This is a genomic window from Cronobacter muytjensii ATCC 51329 (genome assembly GCF_001277195.1).
Lineage (GTDB): Bacteria > Pseudomonadota > Gammaproteobacteria > Enterobacterales > Enterobacteriaceae > Cronobacter > Cronobacter muytjensii.
On record NZ_CP012268.1, the window covers coordinates 1,289,657 to 1,305,957 of the forward strand.

At 58.0% G+C, this 16,301-nt stretch carries 17 protein-coding genes and 2 tRNA genes; 18 read left to right on the forward strand and 1 reads right to left on the reverse strand.

The window, feature by feature from the left end:
• The first annotated feature begins 7 nt into the window (after nucleotides 1-7).
• The 13 genes from AFK63_RS05940 to sdiA all read left to right on the forward strand — a co-directional run bounded on the left by AFK63_RS05940 (nucleotide 8) and on the right by sdiA (nucleotide 12,058).
• Complete coding sequence (locus AFK63_RS05940) at nucleotides 8-751, forward strand: SDR family NAD(P)-dependent oxidoreductase (protein WP_038862190.1); 744 nt, start codon at nucleotides 8-10, stop codon at nucleotides 749-751.
• A complete protein-coding gene (locus AFK63_RS05945; protein WP_038862193.1) occupies nucleotides 748-1,569 on the forward strand; it encodes a transketolase in 822 nt (273 codons plus the stop codon). Before AFK63_RS05940 ends, AFK63_RS05945 begins: the two co-directional genes overlap by 4 nt.
• Nucleotides 1,566-2,534 (forward strand): transketolase family protein, encoded by a 969-nt coding sequence (locus AFK63_RS05950; RefSeq protein ID WP_038862195.1) that lies wholly within the window; start codon nucleotides 1,566-1,568, stop codon nucleotides 2,532-2,534. The genes AFK63_RS05945 and AFK63_RS05950 overlap by 4 nt, the downstream gene beginning before the upstream one ends.
• The gene (locus AFK63_RS05955) at nucleotides 2,531-3,946 is read left to right on the forward strand and encodes an AMP-binding protein (RefSeq protein ID WP_038862197.1); all 1,416 of its coding nucleotides are present in this window, start codon (nucleotides 2,531-2,533) and stop codon (nucleotides 3,944-3,946) included. The genes AFK63_RS05950 and AFK63_RS05955 overlap by 4 nt, the downstream gene beginning before the upstream one ends.
• On the forward strand, nucleotides 3,939-5,021 hold the full coding sequence (locus AFK63_RS05960) for a LuxE/PaaK family acyltransferase (RefSeq protein ID WP_038862199.1): 1,083 nt from the start codon (nucleotides 3,939-3,941) through the stop codon (nucleotides 5,019-5,021). The genes AFK63_RS05955 and AFK63_RS05960 overlap by 8 nt, the downstream gene beginning before the upstream one ends.
• Nucleotides 5,005-6,207, forward strand: coding sequence for an acyl-CoA reductase (locus AFK63_RS05965; RefSeq protein ID WP_038862201.1), 1,203 nt, complete (start codon nucleotides 5,005-5,007; stop codon nucleotides 6,205-6,207). Before AFK63_RS05960 ends, AFK63_RS05965 begins: the two co-directional genes overlap by 17 nt.
• Nucleotides 6,208-6,339: 132 nt before the next feature.
• Nucleotides 6,340-7,059 carry an RNA polymerase sigma factor FliA gene (locus AFK63_RS05970; RefSeq protein WP_004387973.1) on the forward strand — a complete coding sequence of 240 codons (720 nt, stop codon included), beginning with the start codon at nucleotides 6,340-6,342 and terminating at the stop codon, nucleotides 7,057-7,059.
• Between the two features lie 60 nt (nucleotides 7,060-7,119).
• Nucleotides 7,120-7,668 carry a flagella biosynthesis regulatory protein FliZ gene (fliZ, locus tag AFK63_RS05975; RefSeq protein ID WP_038862210.1) on the forward strand — a complete coding sequence of 183 codons (549 nt, stop codon included), beginning with the start codon at nucleotides 7,120-7,122 and terminating at the stop codon, nucleotides 7,666-7,668.
• Between the two features lie 85 nt (nucleotides 7,669-7,753).
• A complete protein-coding gene (tcyJ, locus tag AFK63_RS05980; RefSeq protein WP_038862212.1) occupies nucleotides 7,754-8,554 on the forward strand; it encodes a cystine ABC transporter substrate-binding protein in 801 nt (266 codons plus the stop codon).
• A 107-nt stretch (nucleotides 8,555-8,661) separates the two neighbouring features.
• Nucleotides 8,662-9,642: a D-cysteine desulfhydrase gene (gene dcyD, locus AFK63_RS05985; RefSeq protein WP_038862218.1), complete on the forward strand. Its 981-nt coding sequence runs from the start codon at nucleotides 8,662-8,664 to the stop codon at nucleotides 9,640-9,642.
• Between the two features lie 21 nt (nucleotides 9,643-9,663).
• Nucleotides 9,664-10,332 carry a cystine ABC transporter permease gene (tcyL, locus tag AFK63_RS05990; protein WP_038862221.1) on the forward strand — a complete coding sequence of 223 codons (669 nt, stop codon included), beginning with the start codon at nucleotides 9,664-9,666 and terminating at the stop codon, nucleotides 10,330-10,332.
• Nucleotides 10,329-11,081 (forward strand): L-cystine ABC transporter ATP-binding protein TcyN, encoded by a 753-nt coding sequence (gene tcyN, locus AFK63_RS05995; protein WP_038862225.1) that lies wholly within the window; start codon nucleotides 10,329-10,331, stop codon nucleotides 11,079-11,081. Before tcyL ends, tcyN begins: the two co-directional genes overlap by 4 nt.
• Before the next feature lie 251 nt (nucleotides 11,082-11,332).
• Complete coding sequence (gene sdiA / locus AFK63_RS06000) at nucleotides 11,333-12,058, forward strand: transcriptional regulator SdiA (protein WP_038862228.1); 726 nt, start codon at nucleotides 11,333-11,335, stop codon at nucleotides 12,056-12,058.
• A 72-nt stretch (nucleotides 12,059-12,130) separates the two neighbouring features.
• On the opposite strand, the gene AFK63_RS06005 is transcribed toward sdiA, so the two are convergent.
• Nucleotides 12,131-12,355: a DUF2594 family protein gene (locus tag AFK63_RS06005; RefSeq protein WP_038862358.1), complete on the reverse strand. Its 225-nt coding sequence runs from the start codon at nucleotides 12,353-12,355 to the stop codon at nucleotides 12,131-12,133.
• Nucleotides 12,356-12,837: 482 nt separating this feature from the next.
• Here AFK63_RS06005 and uvrY point away from each other — a divergent pair, with 482 nt between their 5' ends.
• The 5 genes from uvrY (at nucleotide 12,838) to AFK63_RS06030 (ending at nucleotide 16,296) form a co-directional block, all read left to right on the forward strand.
• Nucleotides 12,838-13,494 carry a UvrY/SirA/GacA family response regulator transcription factor gene (uvrY, locus tag AFK63_RS06010; protein ID WP_004387982.1) on the forward strand — a complete coding sequence of 219 codons (657 nt, stop codon included), beginning with the start codon at nucleotides 12,838-12,840 and terminating at the stop codon, nucleotides 13,492-13,494.
• Entirely contained in the window at nucleotides 13,491-15,323 is a 1,833-nt protein-coding gene (gene uvrC, locus AFK63_RS06015; protein ID WP_038862233.1) for an excinuclease ABC subunit UvrC, read from the forward strand. Before uvrY ends, uvrC begins: the two co-directional genes overlap by 4 nt.
• A 56-nt stretch (nucleotides 15,324-15,379) precedes the next feature.
• Nucleotides 15,380-15,928, forward strand: a complete 549-nt coding sequence (gene pgsA / locus AFK63_RS06020; RefSeq protein ID WP_038862236.1) for a CDP-diacylglycerol--glycerol-3-phosphate 3-phosphatidyltransferase — start codon at nucleotides 15,380-15,382, stop codon at nucleotides 15,926-15,928.
• Between the two features lie 165 nt (nucleotides 15,929-16,093).
• Nucleotides 16,094-16,169: transfer RNA gene (locus AFK63_RS06025), tRNA-Gly, on the forward strand.
• A gap of 53 nt (nucleotides 16,170-16,222) precedes the next feature.
• Nucleotides 16,223-16,296: transfer RNA gene (locus tag AFK63_RS06030), tRNA-Cys, on the forward strand.
• The last annotated feature ends 5 nt before the right edge of the window (nucleotides 16,297-16,301 follow it).

The following is a 16,301-nucleotide window of genomic DNA, read 5'->3' on the forward strand; positions in this document are numbered from 1 at the left end:
GAAGCCCATGTTGTTAAAAGAGAAAAACGTCATTATCACCGGCTGCGCGCGCGGCATCGGGCGCGCGATGGTGGAGGCTTTCGCCGCTGAGGGGGCCTGTATTTATGCGCATGCCCGCGGCGAAACGCCGGAATTTCTGGCCGACATGGCGGCGCTGGCCGAACGCTATCAGGTGGAGATCTGGCCGTTGTGCTTTGATCTGACGGATAACGACGCGATGAAAGGCGCGGTCAAACGCCTGATGAGCGATAAACGCCCGTTACATGCGCTGGTGAACAATGCGGGCGTCACCTGGAACGCGCTGTTTCAGATGACCTCCATGCAGGCGCTGCGCGATCAGTTTGAAGTGAACTTCTTCTCGCTGTTCAGCTTTACGCAAATGGTGTCGAAGCTGATGACGCGCCAGCGTTTCGGCAGCATTGTGAATATCGCCTCCACCGCCGCCGAAGACGGCAACGCCGGTAAAGCGGCCTACGGCGCGGCCAAAGCGGCCGTCGTCGCGCTCACCCGCACCATCGCCACCGAGCTTGGCGAGCAGGGTATTCGCGCCAACTGTATCGCGCCGGGCATGACCGAAACCGACATGCTCTCGACCATGCCGGATTACATCATTGAAGAGACGCGTAACGGCACCGATCTGCGTCGCCTCGGCGCGCCGCAGGAGATTGCCGCCGCCGCCGTCTGGCTGGCGTCGGATCTGTCGTCGTACGTGACCGGACAGACCATCCGCGTTGACGGTGGCCTGCGATGAACGCCTGCGTTGCTAAGCTTATCGATGACGCGCGCGCCATTCGCCAGTCGATTATTCGCACCGCCAGCGCGGCGCCGGTAGACGGCGTTCACCTTGGCCCTGCGCTCTCAATGGTGGAAATCGCCGCCGCGCTGTATGGCGCGGTGATGCGCTTTGATCCTAAAAACATGGCGTCGATGGCGCGCGACCGTTTTCTGCTCAGCAAAGGCCACGCGGCGCTCGCGCTCTACGCCACGCTGCACCACTACGGCGTGCTGAGCGATGACGAGCTGGCGACGTTTGACCACAGCGGCTCGCGCTTTCCGGCGCTGACGCCGATGAACCCGCCGCTCGGCATCGATTTTGCGGGCGGTTCGCTCGGCATGGGCGTCGGTTACGCCTGCGGCGCGGCGCTAGCCCAGCGGCTGCGCGGCGAGCGCTGGCACCACTACATTGTGCTGGGCGACGGCGAATGCAACGAAGGCTCCGTCTGGGAGAGCGCGTTTTTCGCCGCCCAGCAGGGGCTGGATCAGCTGACCGCTATCGTCGACTGCAACGGTTTCCAGTCCGACTGGTCATGCGAGCAGACGATCAAAATGGATTTCCCGGCGCTGTGGGCCGCCTGCGGCTGGCATGTGGAAACCTGCGATGGTCATGACATTCCGGCGCTGCTGGCCGCGCTCGACGCGCCATCCCACGGCAAGCCGAAAGCCATTGTGGCGCGCACCGTGAAAGGTAAAGGGGTGTCGTTTATGGAGCATAACAACGCGTTTCATCGCGCCCGTTTATCGGCGGCGCAGCGCGACGCCGCGCTTGCAGAACTGGAGGCCAACCCATGAGCCTGACGATAACGCCTGCCGAAATCCGTGCCTGGTCGATGATGGGCACGCGCGGCACCTTTGGCGTGACGCTGTTAAAGCTTGCCGGGGAAAATCCGGCGCTGGTCGGCCTGACCGCCGATCTCGCCATCACCTCCGGGATGGAGCGCTTTAGCACAACCTACCCGGAGCGCTTTTATAATCTCGGCATCGCCGAGCAGAATTTAATCGGCGTGGCGGCGGGCATGGCCTCTCAGGGGCTGGTGCCGTTCGCCACCACGTTTGCTAATTTCGCGGCGCTGCGCGCCTGCGAGCAGATGCGCCACTATCTCGGCTATCTGCAAGAGAACGTCAAAGTGGTGGGGCTCGCCTCTGGTTTTGCGATGGGGATGTTCGGCACCACGCATTACGGTATCGAAGATATCGCCACGCTGCGCGCGATTTCCGGGCTGACTATTCTCTCGCCCGCCGACGCGACGGCGACAGCGCAGCTCACGGAACTGGCCGCGCGCCACCACGGCCCGGTCTATCTGCGCCTGACCGGCGGTATGCGTACCCCGGTCGTGTACCCCGAGCAGGCGGTGTTTGAGCTCGGTAAGGCGATGCGCCTGCGTGACGGCGAGGATATCGCGCTGGTGGCTACCGGCAGCATGGTCGCCGTGGCGCTGAAAGCCGCCGTGGCGCTGGAAGCGCACGGGCTACGCTGCGCGGTTATCGATATGCATACCATTAAACCGCTCGATACCGACACGCTGAAAAGCCTGTTCGGCCATCGTCTGCTGGTGACGCTGGAAGAACATAGCGTGGTCGGCGGGCTGGGCGGCGCGGTGGCGGAATATCTCGCTGAACAGGGCGGGGCGCCGCGCCTGTTGCGGCTCGGCATTCCACAGGGCTACGGCCCGGCGGGCGAATACGCCTGGAAGCTGGAGCAGTGCGGCTTAACGGCCCCGCAAGTGACACAACAGATTCTGGACGCGGTGTTATGACAACAGCGCCTTTCTGGCAACTCTCACACGCGCCGCGCGACGGCGTGGCACTTATCGAAGATGGCGGCGTGACGCTCTCCTGGGGCGAGCTGGCGCAGCAGGTGGCGCAGGTGCAGGCGCATCTGCCCGCCCGCGCGCTGCTGTTTTGCTTTTGTGAAAACAGCGCGGCGTCGCTGACCGGCTATCTGGCGGCGCTTAACGCCCGCACGGTGCCGGTGATGCTCGATGGCCAGCTTGACGACGCGCTGACTAATGCGCTGTTGGCCCGCTGGCGGCCCGGCTTTCTCTGGCTGCCGGAAGGGCGCGAGGCGGCGGGCGAGGTGCTGCTACGCCTGGGCGGTTATCAGCTCATCGCGACCGGTGAACCTGCGCCCGCGATGGATGACGCGCTGGCGCTGCTGATTACCACGTCCGGCTCCACCGGCAGTCCGAAGCTGGTGCGCCAGAGCTATCAGAATCTCATCAGCAACTGCGAGAGCATTTGCGACTATCTGGCGATTGACGCGAGCGAGCGTCCGCTGGTCTATCTGCCGATGAACTATGTATTTGGATTATCGGTCATCCATACTCACCTGGCGCGCGGCGCGACGCTGCTGATGACCCGCAGCGGCCCGGTGCAGCCCGGTTTCTGGGCGTTTGTTAAAAGCCAGCAGGCGACGTCGCTTGCGGGCGTGCCTTATACGTTCGAGATGCTCAATAAGCTGCGTTTTATGCGCATGACGCTGCCGTCGCTGCGCACGCTGACTCAGGCGGGGGGCAAGCTCTCCGCGACGCTGCATGAGGCGTTCGCCGCCTGGGCGCAGGCGCAGGACAAGCGTTTCGTGGTGATGTATGGCGCGTCGGAGGCGACCTCGCGCATGGGCTATCTGCCTGCCGGCCTGGCAGCGGCGCTGCCAGGCGCGATGGGGGTGGCCATTCCGGGCGGGCGCTTTACGCTGGAAGATGAACAGGGCGCGGAGATTCTCGCGCCGGATGAGACCGGCGAGCTTATCTATTACGGGCCGAACGTCTGTCTCGGCTACGCGCAGGAGCGTGAGTGTCTCGCGCGCGGCGATGAGTTTAATGGGCGGCTCGCGACAGGCGATCTGGCCCGCCGTGACGCGCAGGGCGTGTACACCATCGTCGGGCGCAAAAAACGTTTTTTAAAAGTGTTCGGCAACCGCGTCGGGCTGGATGAGCTGGAACAGCTGGTGAAAAACCGCTTTGTCGGGCTGGACTGCGCCACCGGCGGCGTCGATGACCGCATCACGCTTTATCTTACCGACGAGACCCAGGCTGACACAGTGAAAACCTGGCTGGCGCAGACCTGTCAGCTACACCACAGCGCGTTTCGCGTGGTGACGCTTGCGACAATACCGAAAAACGCCGCCGGAAAAACGCTTTACGCACAACTGGAGGCGCTCAGTGCTTGATTACGCGCAGTGGTTACAGCAACCCCCTTATTCGCTGGCGCGCGACGACAAACGCGCGCTGATGACGCAGCGCCTGCAATGGCTCACGGAACATCATCGCGCAAACTGCGCGCCGTACCGCGCCATGCTTGACGGGCTGGGTGTGGATACGGCGGCGCTGACCGCGCCGGAAGAGGTGCCGTTTCTGCCGGTGTCGCTGTTTAAAAGCCTGACGCTTGCGAGCATCGCGCCGGACGAAGCGGTAAAGGTGATGACGTCATCCGGCACGACCGGCCAGGCGGTGTCGCGTATTTATCTTGATAAACAGACCGCGGCCAACCAGCAGAAAACGCTGGTGAAAATTGTCAGCGCGTTTACCGGCGCGGGGCGTCTGCCGATGCTGATTATTGACGCGCCTTCGGTGTTGAAAGATCGCACCATGTTTTCCGCGCGCGGCGCGGGCATTCTCGGTTTTTCTATCTTCGGCGCCGACCGCGCGTTCGCACTGGATGACGACATGAAGCTCGATATTGACGGCATCACGGCGTTTCTTGCGAAACACGCAGGCAAACCGGTGCTGCTGTTCGGCTTCACGTTTATGATCTGGCAGCATTTCTGGCGCGCGCTCGCGCAAAGCGGGCAGCGGCTCGATCTCAGCCAGGGGATTTTGATCCACGGCGGCGGGTGGAAAAAACTCGCCAGCGAAGCGGTGTCGCCGCAGGAGTTCGCCCGCCGCCTGCATGATGTCTGCGGGCTGACGCGCATTTATGACTATTACGGCATGGTGGAACAGACCGGCTGCATCTACATGCAGTGCGAACAGGGTCACCTGCACGCCAGTATTTTTTCCGATGTGATTATCCGCGATCCGCACGATTTCTCGGTCTGTCCGCCGGGGCGTGCCGGGATTGTCCAGGTGCTGTCGCTTATTCCCGAGTCCTATCCGGGGCATTCGCTGCTCACAGAAGATGAGGGCGTTTGGCTTGGCGAGGATGACTGCCCCTGTGGACGGCACGGTAAATATTTTCGCATCAACGGACGCCTGCAACAGGCCGAAATCAGAGGATGTAGCGACACTTATGCAGCCCAGTTTTGATAACCTGACTTTTCTGCTGGGCGACGCCGCGCAGCTCGCCGCCCTTGAGCGCTTTCGCCCGCGCGCGCCGTTTGACGACGAGACGCTCACGTTCTTAAGCGAATTTTCCCGCCGGCTGCTGGCCGACCCGCGCGTGCGGGCCTACAGCGACGTGGTGAGCCTGGCCTTCTGGTGCCGTCCGGCGTCGCTTGAAAAGCTGCGTCAGGAATTTATGCCGCAGGGCATGACTCAGGGCCGCGGCGTGGCGTTTCATATCGCGCCCTCTAACGTGGCGGTGAATTTCGCGTTTTCGCTGGCGGCGGGGCTGCTTACCGGCAACGCGAACATCGTGCGGCTCTCCTCAAAACCGTTCCCGCAGACGGCGCTGATTTGCGAGGCGCTGAAAGGGGCGCTGGCGCACGTGCCGGCACTCGCCGACAGTCTCTGTCTGGTGCAATACCCGCACGACGCGGCGCTGACGGACTATTTTTCCGCGCTGTGTGACGCGCGGCTTATCTGGGGCGGCGATCGCACTATCAGCGAGGTCCGGCGCTCGGCGCTGCGCCCGCGCGGCGTGGATATCGCGTTTGCGGATCGTTACTCCTTTGCGGTGATCAACGCCGACGCCTGGCTTGCCGCGCCGGATAAAGCGCGTCTGCTGGAGGCGTTCTATAACGACACGCTGCTCACCAGCCAGCAGGCGTGTACTGCCGCGAAAATGGTGGTCTGGACCGGCGATCGCGCCGATGAAGCGCGCGCGCAGTTCTGGCCCGCGTTCCGCGACTGGTGCGGTGAGCGCTACGCGCCGCTGCCCGCCACCGCCGTGAGTAATCTCGCGTGGTTCTGCGCCCATACGGTAAACGACCCGACGCTGCGACGCATTGCGCAACCCGATAATCGTCTGTTCCTGGCGCAAACTCACGCGCCGGATGGCGCGTTACTGACGGATCATCACCAGAGCGGTTTGTTTATTGAATATGTTGCGCAGGATCTGCTGGACATCGCGCCGCTGTGCGGGGAGAAGTGCCAGACGATCGTGAGCTTTGGCGTAGATCCTCAGGATTTTCAACGGTTTTTAGCCACCGCTAAACCGCGCGGCGTCGATCGTATTGTGCCGCTCGGGCAGAGTATGCAGTTCTCTTTGCACTGGGATGGCTATCCGCTGGCTGAAATGCTGACCCGTCGTTTAACTTTAATTTCTTATTAATCAGCGTATTTTCAGCAAGTTAGCTTACAACCTGAAAATAACCCCTTATTTAGACCATTATTCTCCCGATTAAAAAGCGCTGTAGAATTAGATAATCACGCCGATAACTCAACTAACGCAGGGCCGTTTATCGTGAATTCTCTCTATACCGCTGATGGTGTAATGGATAAACACTCGCTCTGGCAGCGTTATGTCCCGCTGGTGCGTCACGAAGCGTTGCGCCTGCAGGTGCGTTTGCCGGCGAGCGTCGAACTGGACGATTTGTTACAGGCGGGCGGCATCGGCTTGCTGAATGCTGTAGAACGCTATGACGCCCTGCAAGGAACGGCATTTACCACTTACGCAGTGCAGCGTATACGTGGCGCGATGCTGGACGAGCTGCGCAGCCGTGACTGGGTGCCACGCAGTGTCCGACGCAACGCGCGCGAGGTGGCGCAGGCAATAGGCCAACTGGAGCAGGAACTGGGGCGTAACGCGACGGAACTGGAGGTCGCAGAGCGACTGAGTATCCCGCTTGAAGAATATCGTCAGATGTTGCTCGACACGAACAATAGTCAACTTTTCTCTTATGACGAGTGGCGTGAAGAGCATGGCGATAGTATCGAACTGGTGACGGAAGATAACCAGAACGAAAACCCGCTGCATCAACTGCTGGAAAGCAATTTACGCGAGCGTGTGATGGAGGCGATTGAATCGCTGCCGGAGCGCGAGCAGATGGTGCTGACGCTGTACTACCAGGAAGAGCTCAATCTCAAAGAGATTGGCGCGGTACTGGAAGTGGGCGAATCAAGGGTCAGCCAGTTGCATAGCCAGGCCATTAAACGTCTGCGAACCAAGCTGGGTAAGCTATAGGTTGTTGATTCGTCATCATCCTGGTAATGCCGCACAGAGGAACGACAACCAGGAGTTATCATGACGGCGCAGCAACCTAAAAGGCGGCCCCTGAGCCGCTACCTTAAAGACTTTAAGCATTCGCAGACGCATTGTGCGCATTGTCACAAGCTGCTGGACCGCATTACGCTGGTCCACCGCGGCGAAATTGTGAACAAGGTCGCTATCGCTGCGCTCGACACGCTTCTCGACGAGGCCACCTGGGAGCTTGAAAAGCAGGACTGGGTGGCGCTCTGTCGCTTCTGTGGCGATCTGCACTGTAAAGAGCAGAGCAACTACTTCGACATCATCGGCTTTAAGCAATACCTCTTCGAACAGACCGATATGAGCCACGGCACGATCCGCGAATACGTGGTGCGCCTGCGGCGTCTCGGCGCGCATCTCACCCAGCGTCAGGTGCCGCTCTCCCTTGCCCGTCAGGATAATCTCGACGAGCATCTGGAGGCGTATCTTCCGCTGACGAGCACCAATAATTACCGGATTGCGCTTCGCAAGTATGCCCAGTATCAGCAGCTCTCCTTAGCCCCGACGGAGAAAACCGCCTCAGCGGCCACTTCTGATATATATTAAAAAGGTATAAGTTGTAGCACAGTGGTTTTGATTTCTTTGCGTAACTACTTACACTACAACTCAATTTCGTTAATTCGGGGTATTTATGAAACTTGCACTTTTAGGTCGTCAGGCACTGATGGGCGTTATGGCGGTAGCGCTGGTGGCGGGCATGAGCGTAAAAACCTATGCTGCGGAAAATTTGCTGAATAAAGTTAAAGAACGCGGCACGCTGCTGGTCGGGCTGGAAGGCACTTATCCGCCGTTCAGCTTCCAGGGCGATGACGGCAAGCTGACCGGTTTCGAAGTGGAGTTCGCCGAGGAGCTGGCGAAGCACCTGGGCGTTAAAGCCTCCCTTAAGCCTACCAAGTGGGACGGGATGCTGGCGTCGCTGGATTCTAAGCGTATCGACGTGGTGATTAACCAGGTCACCATCTCTGACGAGCGCAAGAAAAAATATGATTTCTCAACGCCCTATACCGTTTCCGGTATCCAGGCGCTGGTGAAGAAAGAGAACGCGGCGAGCATTAAAACCGCAGCCGATCTCAAGGGCAAAAAAGTGGGCGTCGGTCTTGGCACCAACTACGAAGAGTGGCTGCGCCAGAACGTACAGGGTGTCGATATCCGCACCTATGACGATGACCCGACTAAATATCAGGATCTGCGCGTAGGCCGTATCGACGCCATTCTGGTGGACCGCCTGGCGGCGCTGGATCTGGTGAAGAAAACCAACAATACGCTGGCAGCGGCAGGCGAACCGTTCTCCCGTCAGGAAGCGGGCGTCGCGGTGCGTAAAGGCAACGAGGATCTGGTGCAGGCTATCGATAAAGCGATCGCCGCGATGCAGCAGGATGGCTCGCTGAAGAAAATCTCTGACAAGTGGTTTGGCGCAGACGTGACCAAATAAGGTTATCGCTGCTGAAAAAAGGTGCTGATATCAGCGCCTTTTTTTATGCCGCCGGAAAATTGCTGCATAATGACGGTTTAACCGCTGAACTGGCATGAGGTTCCACGATGCATAATCTCACCCGCTTTGCGCGCCTTGAGCTTATCGGCGCCCCGACTCCGCTGGAGTTTCTGCCGCGCCTGTCCGACTATCTGGGCCGCGAAATTTTTATCAAACGCGACGACGCGATGCCGGTGGCGATGGGCGGCAATAAGCTGCGCAAGCTGGAGTTTCTCGCCGCCCAGGCGCTGCGCGAAGGCGCAGACACGCTGGTGACTGCGGGCGCGATTCAGTCCAACCATGTGCGCCAGACGGCGGCGGTGGCCGCGCGCCTCGGCCTGCACTGCGTGGCGCTGCTGGAAAACCCTATCGCGACCCGCGAAGAAAACTACCTGACCAACGGCAACCGTCTGCTGCTGGATCTGTTTAACGTGCAGGTCGAGATGTGCGACGCGCTCGACGCGCCGGACCGCCAGCTCGATGAACTGGCGGTGCGTCTGGAAGCCCAGGGATTTCGTCCGTATGTGATCCCGGTCGGCGGCTCGAACGTGCTGGGCGCGCTCGGGTATGTCGAGAGCACGCTTGAGATTGTGCAGCAGTGCGAAGGCATTGTGCGGCCCTCATCAGTGGTGGTGGCTTCCGGCAGCGCCGGCACCCACGCGGGGCTGGCGGTCGGGCTGGAGCAGGGGATGCCGGATGCCGAGCTTATCGGCGTGACGGTCTCCCGCACGGTGGCGGAGCAGAAACCGAAAGTGGTCGCGTTGCAGCAGGGCGTGGCGCAGGCGCTGGAGCTCGACGCCAACGCCGATATCGTGTTGTGGGACGACTATTTCGCGCCGGGCTACGGCGTACCTAATGATGAGGGCATGGAGGCGGTGAAACTGCTGGCGCGTCTCGAAGGCATTCTGCTTGACCCGGTTTACACCGGCAAAGCGATGGCCGGGCTGATTGACGGCATCGCGCAGCACCGCTTTAAGGATAACGGCCCGATTCTTTTTATTCACACCGGCGGCGCTCCGGCGCTGTTCGCGTACCATCCGCACGTTTAAACGCAGGGTGAAACCAACATAATGCAGGAAAGTATCCAACTGGTTATCGATTCGGCGCCATTTCTTCTGAAAGGGGCCATTTTCACACTACAGCTGAGCATCGGCGGTATGTTCTTCGGCCTGGTGCTGGGCTTCGTGCTGGCGATGATGCGGCTGTCGGCCTTCTGGCCGGTGTCGTGGCTGGCGCGCTTTTATATTTCGATTTTTCGCGGTACGCCGCTTATCGCACAGCTCTTTATGATCTACTACGGCCTGCCGCAGTTCGGCATTGAGCTTGATCCTGTTCCGGCGGCGATGATTGGGCTTTCGCTTAATACCGCGGCGTATACCTCGGAGACGCTGCGCGCGGCGATTTCGTCCATCGATAAAGGACAGTGGGAAGCGGCGGCGAGCATCGGTATGACGCCGTGGCAGACGCTGCGCCGCGCTATCCTGCCGCAGGCCGCGCGGGTGGCGCTGCCGCCGCTCGGCAACAGCTTTATCAGCCTTGTGAAGGACACCTCGCTTGCCGCTACGATTCAGGTGCCGGAACTGTTCCGCCAGGCGCAGCTGATTACCTCGCGCACGCTGGAAGTGTTCACCATGTATCTGGCCGCGTCGCTTATCTACTGGGTGATGGCGACGGTACTGTCCGCGCTGCAAAACCATTTTGAAAACCAGCTAAACCGACAGGAGCGCGATCCGAAATGAGTGCCATTGAGGTCAAAAACCTGGTGAAGAAGTTCCACGGGCAGACGGTGCTGCATGGCATTGATCTGGAAGTGCAGACCGGGGAAGTGGTGGCGATTATCGGCCCCAGCGGCTCCGGCAAAACCACGCTGCTGCGCAGCATTAACCTGCTCGAACAGCCGGAGAGCGGCACCGTGCGCGTGGGCGATATTCTTATCGACACCGCGAAACCGGCACGCGAGCAGCGCGGTCTGGTGCGGGCGCTGCGCCAGCAGGTGGGGTTTGTGTTCCAGAGCTTTAACCTGTTTCCGCACCGCACGGTGCTGGAAAATATCATCGAAGGGCCGGTTATCGTGAAAGGCGAGCCGAAAGCCGACGCTACCGCCCGCGCACGTGAGCTGCTGGCGAAAGTGGGGCTATCCGGTAAGGAAAACAGCTACCCGAAACGCCTTTCCGGCGGACAGCAACAGCGCGTGGCGATTGCGCGTGCGCTGGCGATGCGCCCTGAAGTTATCCTGTTTGACGAGCCGACCTCGGCGTTAGATCCGGAGCTGGTGGGCGAAGTGCTGAACACGATTCGCCAGCTGGCGCAGGAGAAGCGCACGATGGTTATCGTGACGCATGAGATGAGTTTCGCGCGCGACGTGGCCGACCGCGCCATCTTTATGGATCAGGGCAAAATCGTGGAGCAGGGCGAGGCGAAAGCCCTGTTTGCTAACCCGACGCAGCCGCGCACGCGCCAGTTTTTAGATAAATTTCTTAATACCTGATGCCTCGCCCGGCGTGTTTTACGCGCCGGGCTGCCGCCTTAAACCCTGCCAAAAATAAGCCTTAAAATTCGTCTGACGAATTAATCAGCATCAACAGGCTCTTAGCGAAATAATTTGCCTTAAAGGTTCTCGCTGGCTCAAAGTCACTGACAGAATGCCGATTATTGATATTAATAATTATGTAGAATGTGTTACTTTGTCATATCACAAAAAATAATGCTCACAGCACGACAGGAGTTTCGCCCCACAGCATGAAGGAAAGTGACTTTTTTAACTGGCGTCGGGAAATGGCGACCCGCTTTCAGGAAATTCAGGATTCGAGCGACATTTATTCGCTCCTGAAAACCGAAACGCAGAACATGGAATATGATTATTTCGCGCTTTGCGTTCGTCACCCTGTGCCTTTCACACGCCCCAAACTGACGCTGCACACCACCTATCCCGAAGCCTGGCTTGAGCATTATCAGGCGGAAAATTACTACGTGATAGACCCGGTGCTGAAGCCCCAGAATTACCTGATGGGCCATCTCCCCTGGAGCGACGCGTTGTTCTCCGGTGCGGCGGAAGAGCTCTGGAATGCCGCGCGCGACCACGGTCTGGTCAAGGGCGTAACGCAGTGCGTCATTGCGCCTAACCGCGCCCAGGGATTCCTGTCCGTCTCTGGAACCAGCCCGCGTGGACACGCCATGTCGGATGACGAACTGGCGTTGCGACTTCAGCATTTAGTGGAGCAGAGCCTGGTCACTATGGCGCGGCTGGAAGATCCGGCGGTGACCGTGCTGGAAATGAAACTGAGTAAACGAGAAAAAGAGATATTGCAGTGGACGGCGGAAGGTAAAACGTCGGCGGAAATAGCGATAATATTATCTATCTCGGAAAATACTGTTAATTTCCACCAGAAAAATATGCAGAAGAAGTTTAATGCTCCGAACAAAACGCAAATTGCCTGCTATGCTGCTGCGATTGGCCTGATTTGAGCGGGTAATTCGTTCTGCGTGTCAGACGCCCAGACCGGCTGGAAGAATAACCGCTTCCAGCCGGTTTTTTAATTACTGGCGGTAAGCCTGTTTAATCTGCTTAACGGTATTGGTGTATACCGCCGCCTGCGCGTCGTCTTCCATTTCAGCGATCTGCTTTTCCATTTTAATGATGACCCGGCCCGCATCAGCCTGGCCCATGGCCTGCAGCATCAGGGTCAAAAGGGATTTCAGGCAGGAGACTTCAACAGCCAGTTCCTGCATCTGCTCTGAGGTGGAAAAATCGGGAGCGCTCATGTTTATGTCCTTTTCTGTGTGGCGGCGTGCGCCGGGCACGCCTGTCGATGTTTTGAGGCGGCGGAGTATACCATAAGGTCCAAAAAAGTAATTGGCGCCGATTTTTTGAGCGATCTGCGCGGCGCCCGGCTTATTATAATAAGGTTTTACTGAGAGCAAACATTTCACCAGGTTCGCTGGCGTCGCGTTAAAAATATATGTTTCTAATAAGTTTCTACGTTGTGAATTTAAAAGTTGTTAATTATTGCCTGAAAATTCACGCTTCGTAATAAGTTAGATCGAAAAATGCTGTACTTTGATTTTTCAATGTTTTTTAAGGATGGCGGCGAGGTTTGGCGAGTTAAAAACGCGTTTTAATTCTGTTTCCCCTCTCAGTCGGGCGCATAACTGCATTTTTTGCGTTTCAAAGTTGACTTAAAAAACGCTAATATGGGGCGAATAAGTTACCAGCAGCGTTATCCCTTTTTGAGGAGTGTTTTCCTTTGATCAACGTTCTTCTTGTTGATGACCACGAACTGGTGCGCGCAGGGATACGACGCATACTTGAAGATATGAAGGGCATTAAAGTGGCAGGCGAAGCCTGCTGCGGCGAGGACGCCATCAAATGGTGTCGCATTCACCCGGTGGATGTGGTGCTGATGGACATGAATATGCCGGGCATTGGCGGCCTGGAGGCGACTCGCAAAATCGCTCGTTATTCTTCAGACATTAAAGTGATCATGCTTACCGTTCATACGGAAAACCCGCTTCCGGCGAAAGTGATGCAGGCCGGCGCCGCGGGATATCTGAGTAAAGGTGCGGCCCCCGCCGAAGTGGTAAGCGCCATCCGGTCCGTTCACGCCGGGCGACGCTATATCGCTTCCGACATCGCACAGCAAATGGCGCTCAGTCAGATAGAGCCCGACCGCAGCGAATCTCCCTTCGCGAGTTTGTCGGAAAGGGAATTGCAGATTATGCTCATGATTACCAAAGGCCAAAAGGTCAATGAAATCTCTGAGCAGCTTAATCTCAGCCCTAAAACCGTTAACAGTTATCGGTATCGAATGTTTAGTAAGTTAAACATTCATGGCGACGTCGAGTTAACGCATCTGGCCATCCGCCATGGCCTGTGTAACGCGGAGACCTTATCAAGTCAGTGAGTGAAGTTTTCGATTCAAAATCATTTCTGAAAACCGTCACCAGCCAGCCTGGCGTCTACCGTATGTATGACGCCAGCGGGACGGTTATCTACGTCGGCAAGGCCAAAGATCTTAAAAAACGCCTGTCCAGTTACTTTCGCAGCAACCTCGCCAGCCGTAAAACCGAAGCGCTGGTGGCGCAGATCCAGAATATCGACGTGACGGTGACCCACACCGAAACCGAAGCGCTGCTGCTGGAGCACAACTACATCAAGCTTTACCAGCCGCGCTATAACGTGCTGCTGCGTGATGACAAATCGTATCCGTATATTTTCCTGAGCGGCGACACGCATCCGCGTCTGGCGATTCATCGCGGCGCGAAACATGCTAAAGGGGAGTATTTCGGCCCGTTCCCGAACGGCTACGCGGTGCGCGAAACCCTTGCGCTGCTGCAGAAGATTTTCCCGATTCGTCAGTGTGAGAACAGCGTCTACCGCAACCGTTCGCGGCCCTGCCTGCAGTATCAGATTGGCCGCTGCCTCGGGCCGTGCGTCGAAGGGCTGGTGAGCGAAGAAGATTACGCGCAGCAGGTGGAGTATGTGCGGCTGTTTCTCGCCGGTAAAGACGATCAGGTCATCAACCAACTGGTGGCGCGGATGGAGCAGGCGAGTCTGAATCTGGCGTTTGAAGAGGCCGCGCGCCTGCGCGATCAGATTCAGGCAGTGCGTCGCGTAACGGAAAAACAGTTTGTCTCCAACAACGGCGACGATCTGGATGTCATCGGCGTGGCGTTCGAGTCGGGCATGGCCTGCCTGCATGTGCTGTTTATCCGCCAGGGGAAAGTCCTCGGCAGCCGCAGCTATTATCCGAAAGTGCCGAGCGGCACTGAGCTTGCGGAAGTGGTGGAGACATTTGTCGGCCAGTTCTATTTACAGGGCAGCCAGATGCGCACGTTACCGGGCGAGATCCTGCTCGATTTTCATCTCACCACCCCGGAATTGTTGACGGAGACGCTGTCGGAAATCGCCGGGCGTCGCGTGAACGTCCAGACCCGACCGCGCGGTGACCGCGCGCGATACCTGAAGCTCGCGCGCACTAACGCTGCCACGGCGCTTACCACACGGTTGTCGCAGCAGTCCACTATCAGCCAGCGTCTGACGGCGCTTGCGCAGGCGCTGCATCTGCCTGAAGTGAAACGCATGGAGTGTTTCGACATCAGCCATACGATGGGCGAGCAGACTGTCGCCTCCTGTGTGGTGTTTGACGCAAACGGGCCGCTGCGTTCTGAATATCGCCGCTATAATATTACTGGCATCACGCCGGGCGATGATTACGCGGCGATGAATCAGGTACTGCGTCGTCGTTATGGTAAAGCTATCGAAGAGAGCAAAGTGCCGGATCTGATCCTTATTGATGGCGGCAAAGGCCAGCTTGGCCAGGCAAAAGCGGTTTTCGCCGAGCTGGACGTGACGTGGGATAAACATCATCCGCTGCTGCTTGGCGTGGCGAAGGGCAGCGACCGTAAAGCCGGGCTTGAGACGCTGTTCCTTGAGCCGGAAGGGGAGGGCTTCGCGCTGCCGCCCGATTCCCCGGCGCTGCATGTTATCCAGCATATTCGCGATGAGTCGCACAATCATGCGATAACCGGGCACCGTAAAAAACGCGCTAAGGTCAAAAACACCAGTACGCTTGAGACGATCGAAGGCATCGGCCCGAAACGTCGCCAGATGTTGCTCAAATATATGGGTGGATTGCAGCCGCTGTTGAACGCATCGGTTGAAGAAATCGCGAAAGTGCCGGGCATCTCGCAGGCGCTCGCAGAAAAGATCTACTACTCGTTGAAACATTAAGGGCTATGTAGCAACATAGCGGTAATCTTAAATTATGACAGATAGTTACCTGCACTATGCGATTTAACATCCCTACATTGCTGACGCTGTTTCGTGTCATTCTGATCCCATTTTTCGTGCTGGCATTCTATCTGCCTTTTCACTGGGCCCCTTTTCTTTGCGCGTTGATCTTCTGCCTCGCGGCCATTACCGACTGGTTTGACGGTTTTCTCGCGCGCCGCTGGAACCAGAGTACCCGCTTTGGCGCGTTTCTCGACCCGGTGGCGGATAAGGTGATGGTCGCCATCGCAATGGTGCTGGTGGCTGAGCACTATCACAGCTGGTGGATAACCCTGCCGGCGGCCACCATGATCGCGCGCGAAATTATTATCTCCGCGTTGCGTGAATGGATGGCGGAGCTTGGCAAGCGCAGCAGCGTGGCGGTCTCCTGGATAGGTAAAGTCAAAACCACCGCGCAGATGCTGGCGCTGATCGGTTTGCTGTGGCGCCCGAACATGTGGGTAGAGTACGCCGGTATCGCGCTCTTTTTCGTCGCGGCGGCGCTGACGTTCTGGTCAATGTTCCAGTATCTGCACGCCGCGCGCGGCGATTTGCTCGAACGTTGATCTATCCGACGCAAAATTCAGCAAACGAACCAGGTAGCCTGAAAATTTCGTTGACTCATTGCGTCAGGTAAGTAGAATGCAACGCATCGAACGGCGGCACGGTTCGCCAGACGATAAACAAATCAAGTAATTAGATTCAAGCGTTTAGCATAATTACTTCGATAAGCGGGAATAGCTCAGTTGGTAGAGCACGACCTTGCCAAGGTCGGGGTCGCGAGTTCGAGTCTCGTTTCCCGCTCCAGATTCTGATATCAGCCTTTTGCTGGTGTCCGCCTGAAAAGGCAACGCAATTCTGGCGCGTTAACAAAGCGGTTATGTAGCGGATTGCAAATCCGCCTAGTCCGGTTCGACTCCGGAACGCGCCTCCACTTTC

Bases quoted from the DNA above. Each gene is read 5' to 3' on its own strand.
- AFK63_RS05940 (WP_038862190.1), top strand. From the start codon at position 8: ATGTTGTTAAAAGAGAAAAACGTCATTATCACCGGCTGCGCGCGCGGC.
- AFK63_RS05945 (WP_038862193.1), top strand. From the start codon at position 748: ATGAACGCCTGCGTTGCTAAGCTTATCGATGACGCGCGCGCCATTCGC.
- AFK63_RS05950 (WP_038862195.1), top strand. From the start codon at position 1,566: ATGAGCCTGACGATAACGCCTGCCGAAATCCGTGCCTGGTCGATGATG.
- AFK63_RS05955 (WP_038862197.1), top strand. From the start codon at position 2,531: ATGACAACAGCGCCTTTCTGGCAACTCTCACACGCGCCGCGCGACGGC.
- AFK63_RS05965 (WP_038862201.1), top strand. From the start codon at position 5,005: ATGCAGCCCAGTTTTGATAACCTGACTTTTCTGCTGGGCGACGCCGCG.
- fliZ (WP_038862210.1), top strand. From the start codon at position 7,120: ATGACGGCGCAGCAACCTAAAAGGCGGCCCCTGAGCCGCTACCTTAAA.
- tcyJ (WP_038862212.1), top strand. From the start codon at position 7,754: ATGAAACTTGCACTTTTAGGTCGTCAGGCACTGATGGGCGTTATGGCG.
- dcyD (WP_038862218.1), top strand. From the start codon at position 8,662: ATGCATAATCTCACCCGCTTTGCGCGCCTTGAGCTTATCGGCGCCCCG.
- tcyL (WP_038862221.1), top strand. From the start codon at position 9,664: ATGCAGGAAAGTATCCAACTGGTTATCGATTCGGCGCCATTTCTTCTG.
- tcyN (WP_038862225.1), top strand. From the start codon at position 10,329: ATGAGTGCCATTGAGGTCAAAAACCTGGTGAAGAAGTTCCACGGGCAG.
- sdiA (WP_038862228.1), top strand. From the start codon at position 11,333: ATGAAGGAAAGTGACTTTTTTAACTGGCGTCGGGAAATGGCGACCCGC.
- AFK63_RS06005 (WP_038862358.1), bottom strand. From the start codon at position 12,355: ATGAGCGCTCCCGATTTTTCCACCTCAGAGCAGATGCAGGAACTGGCT.
- pgsA (WP_038862236.1), top strand. From the start codon at position 15,380: ATGCGATTTAACATCCCTACATTGCTGACGCTGTTTCGTGTCATTCTG.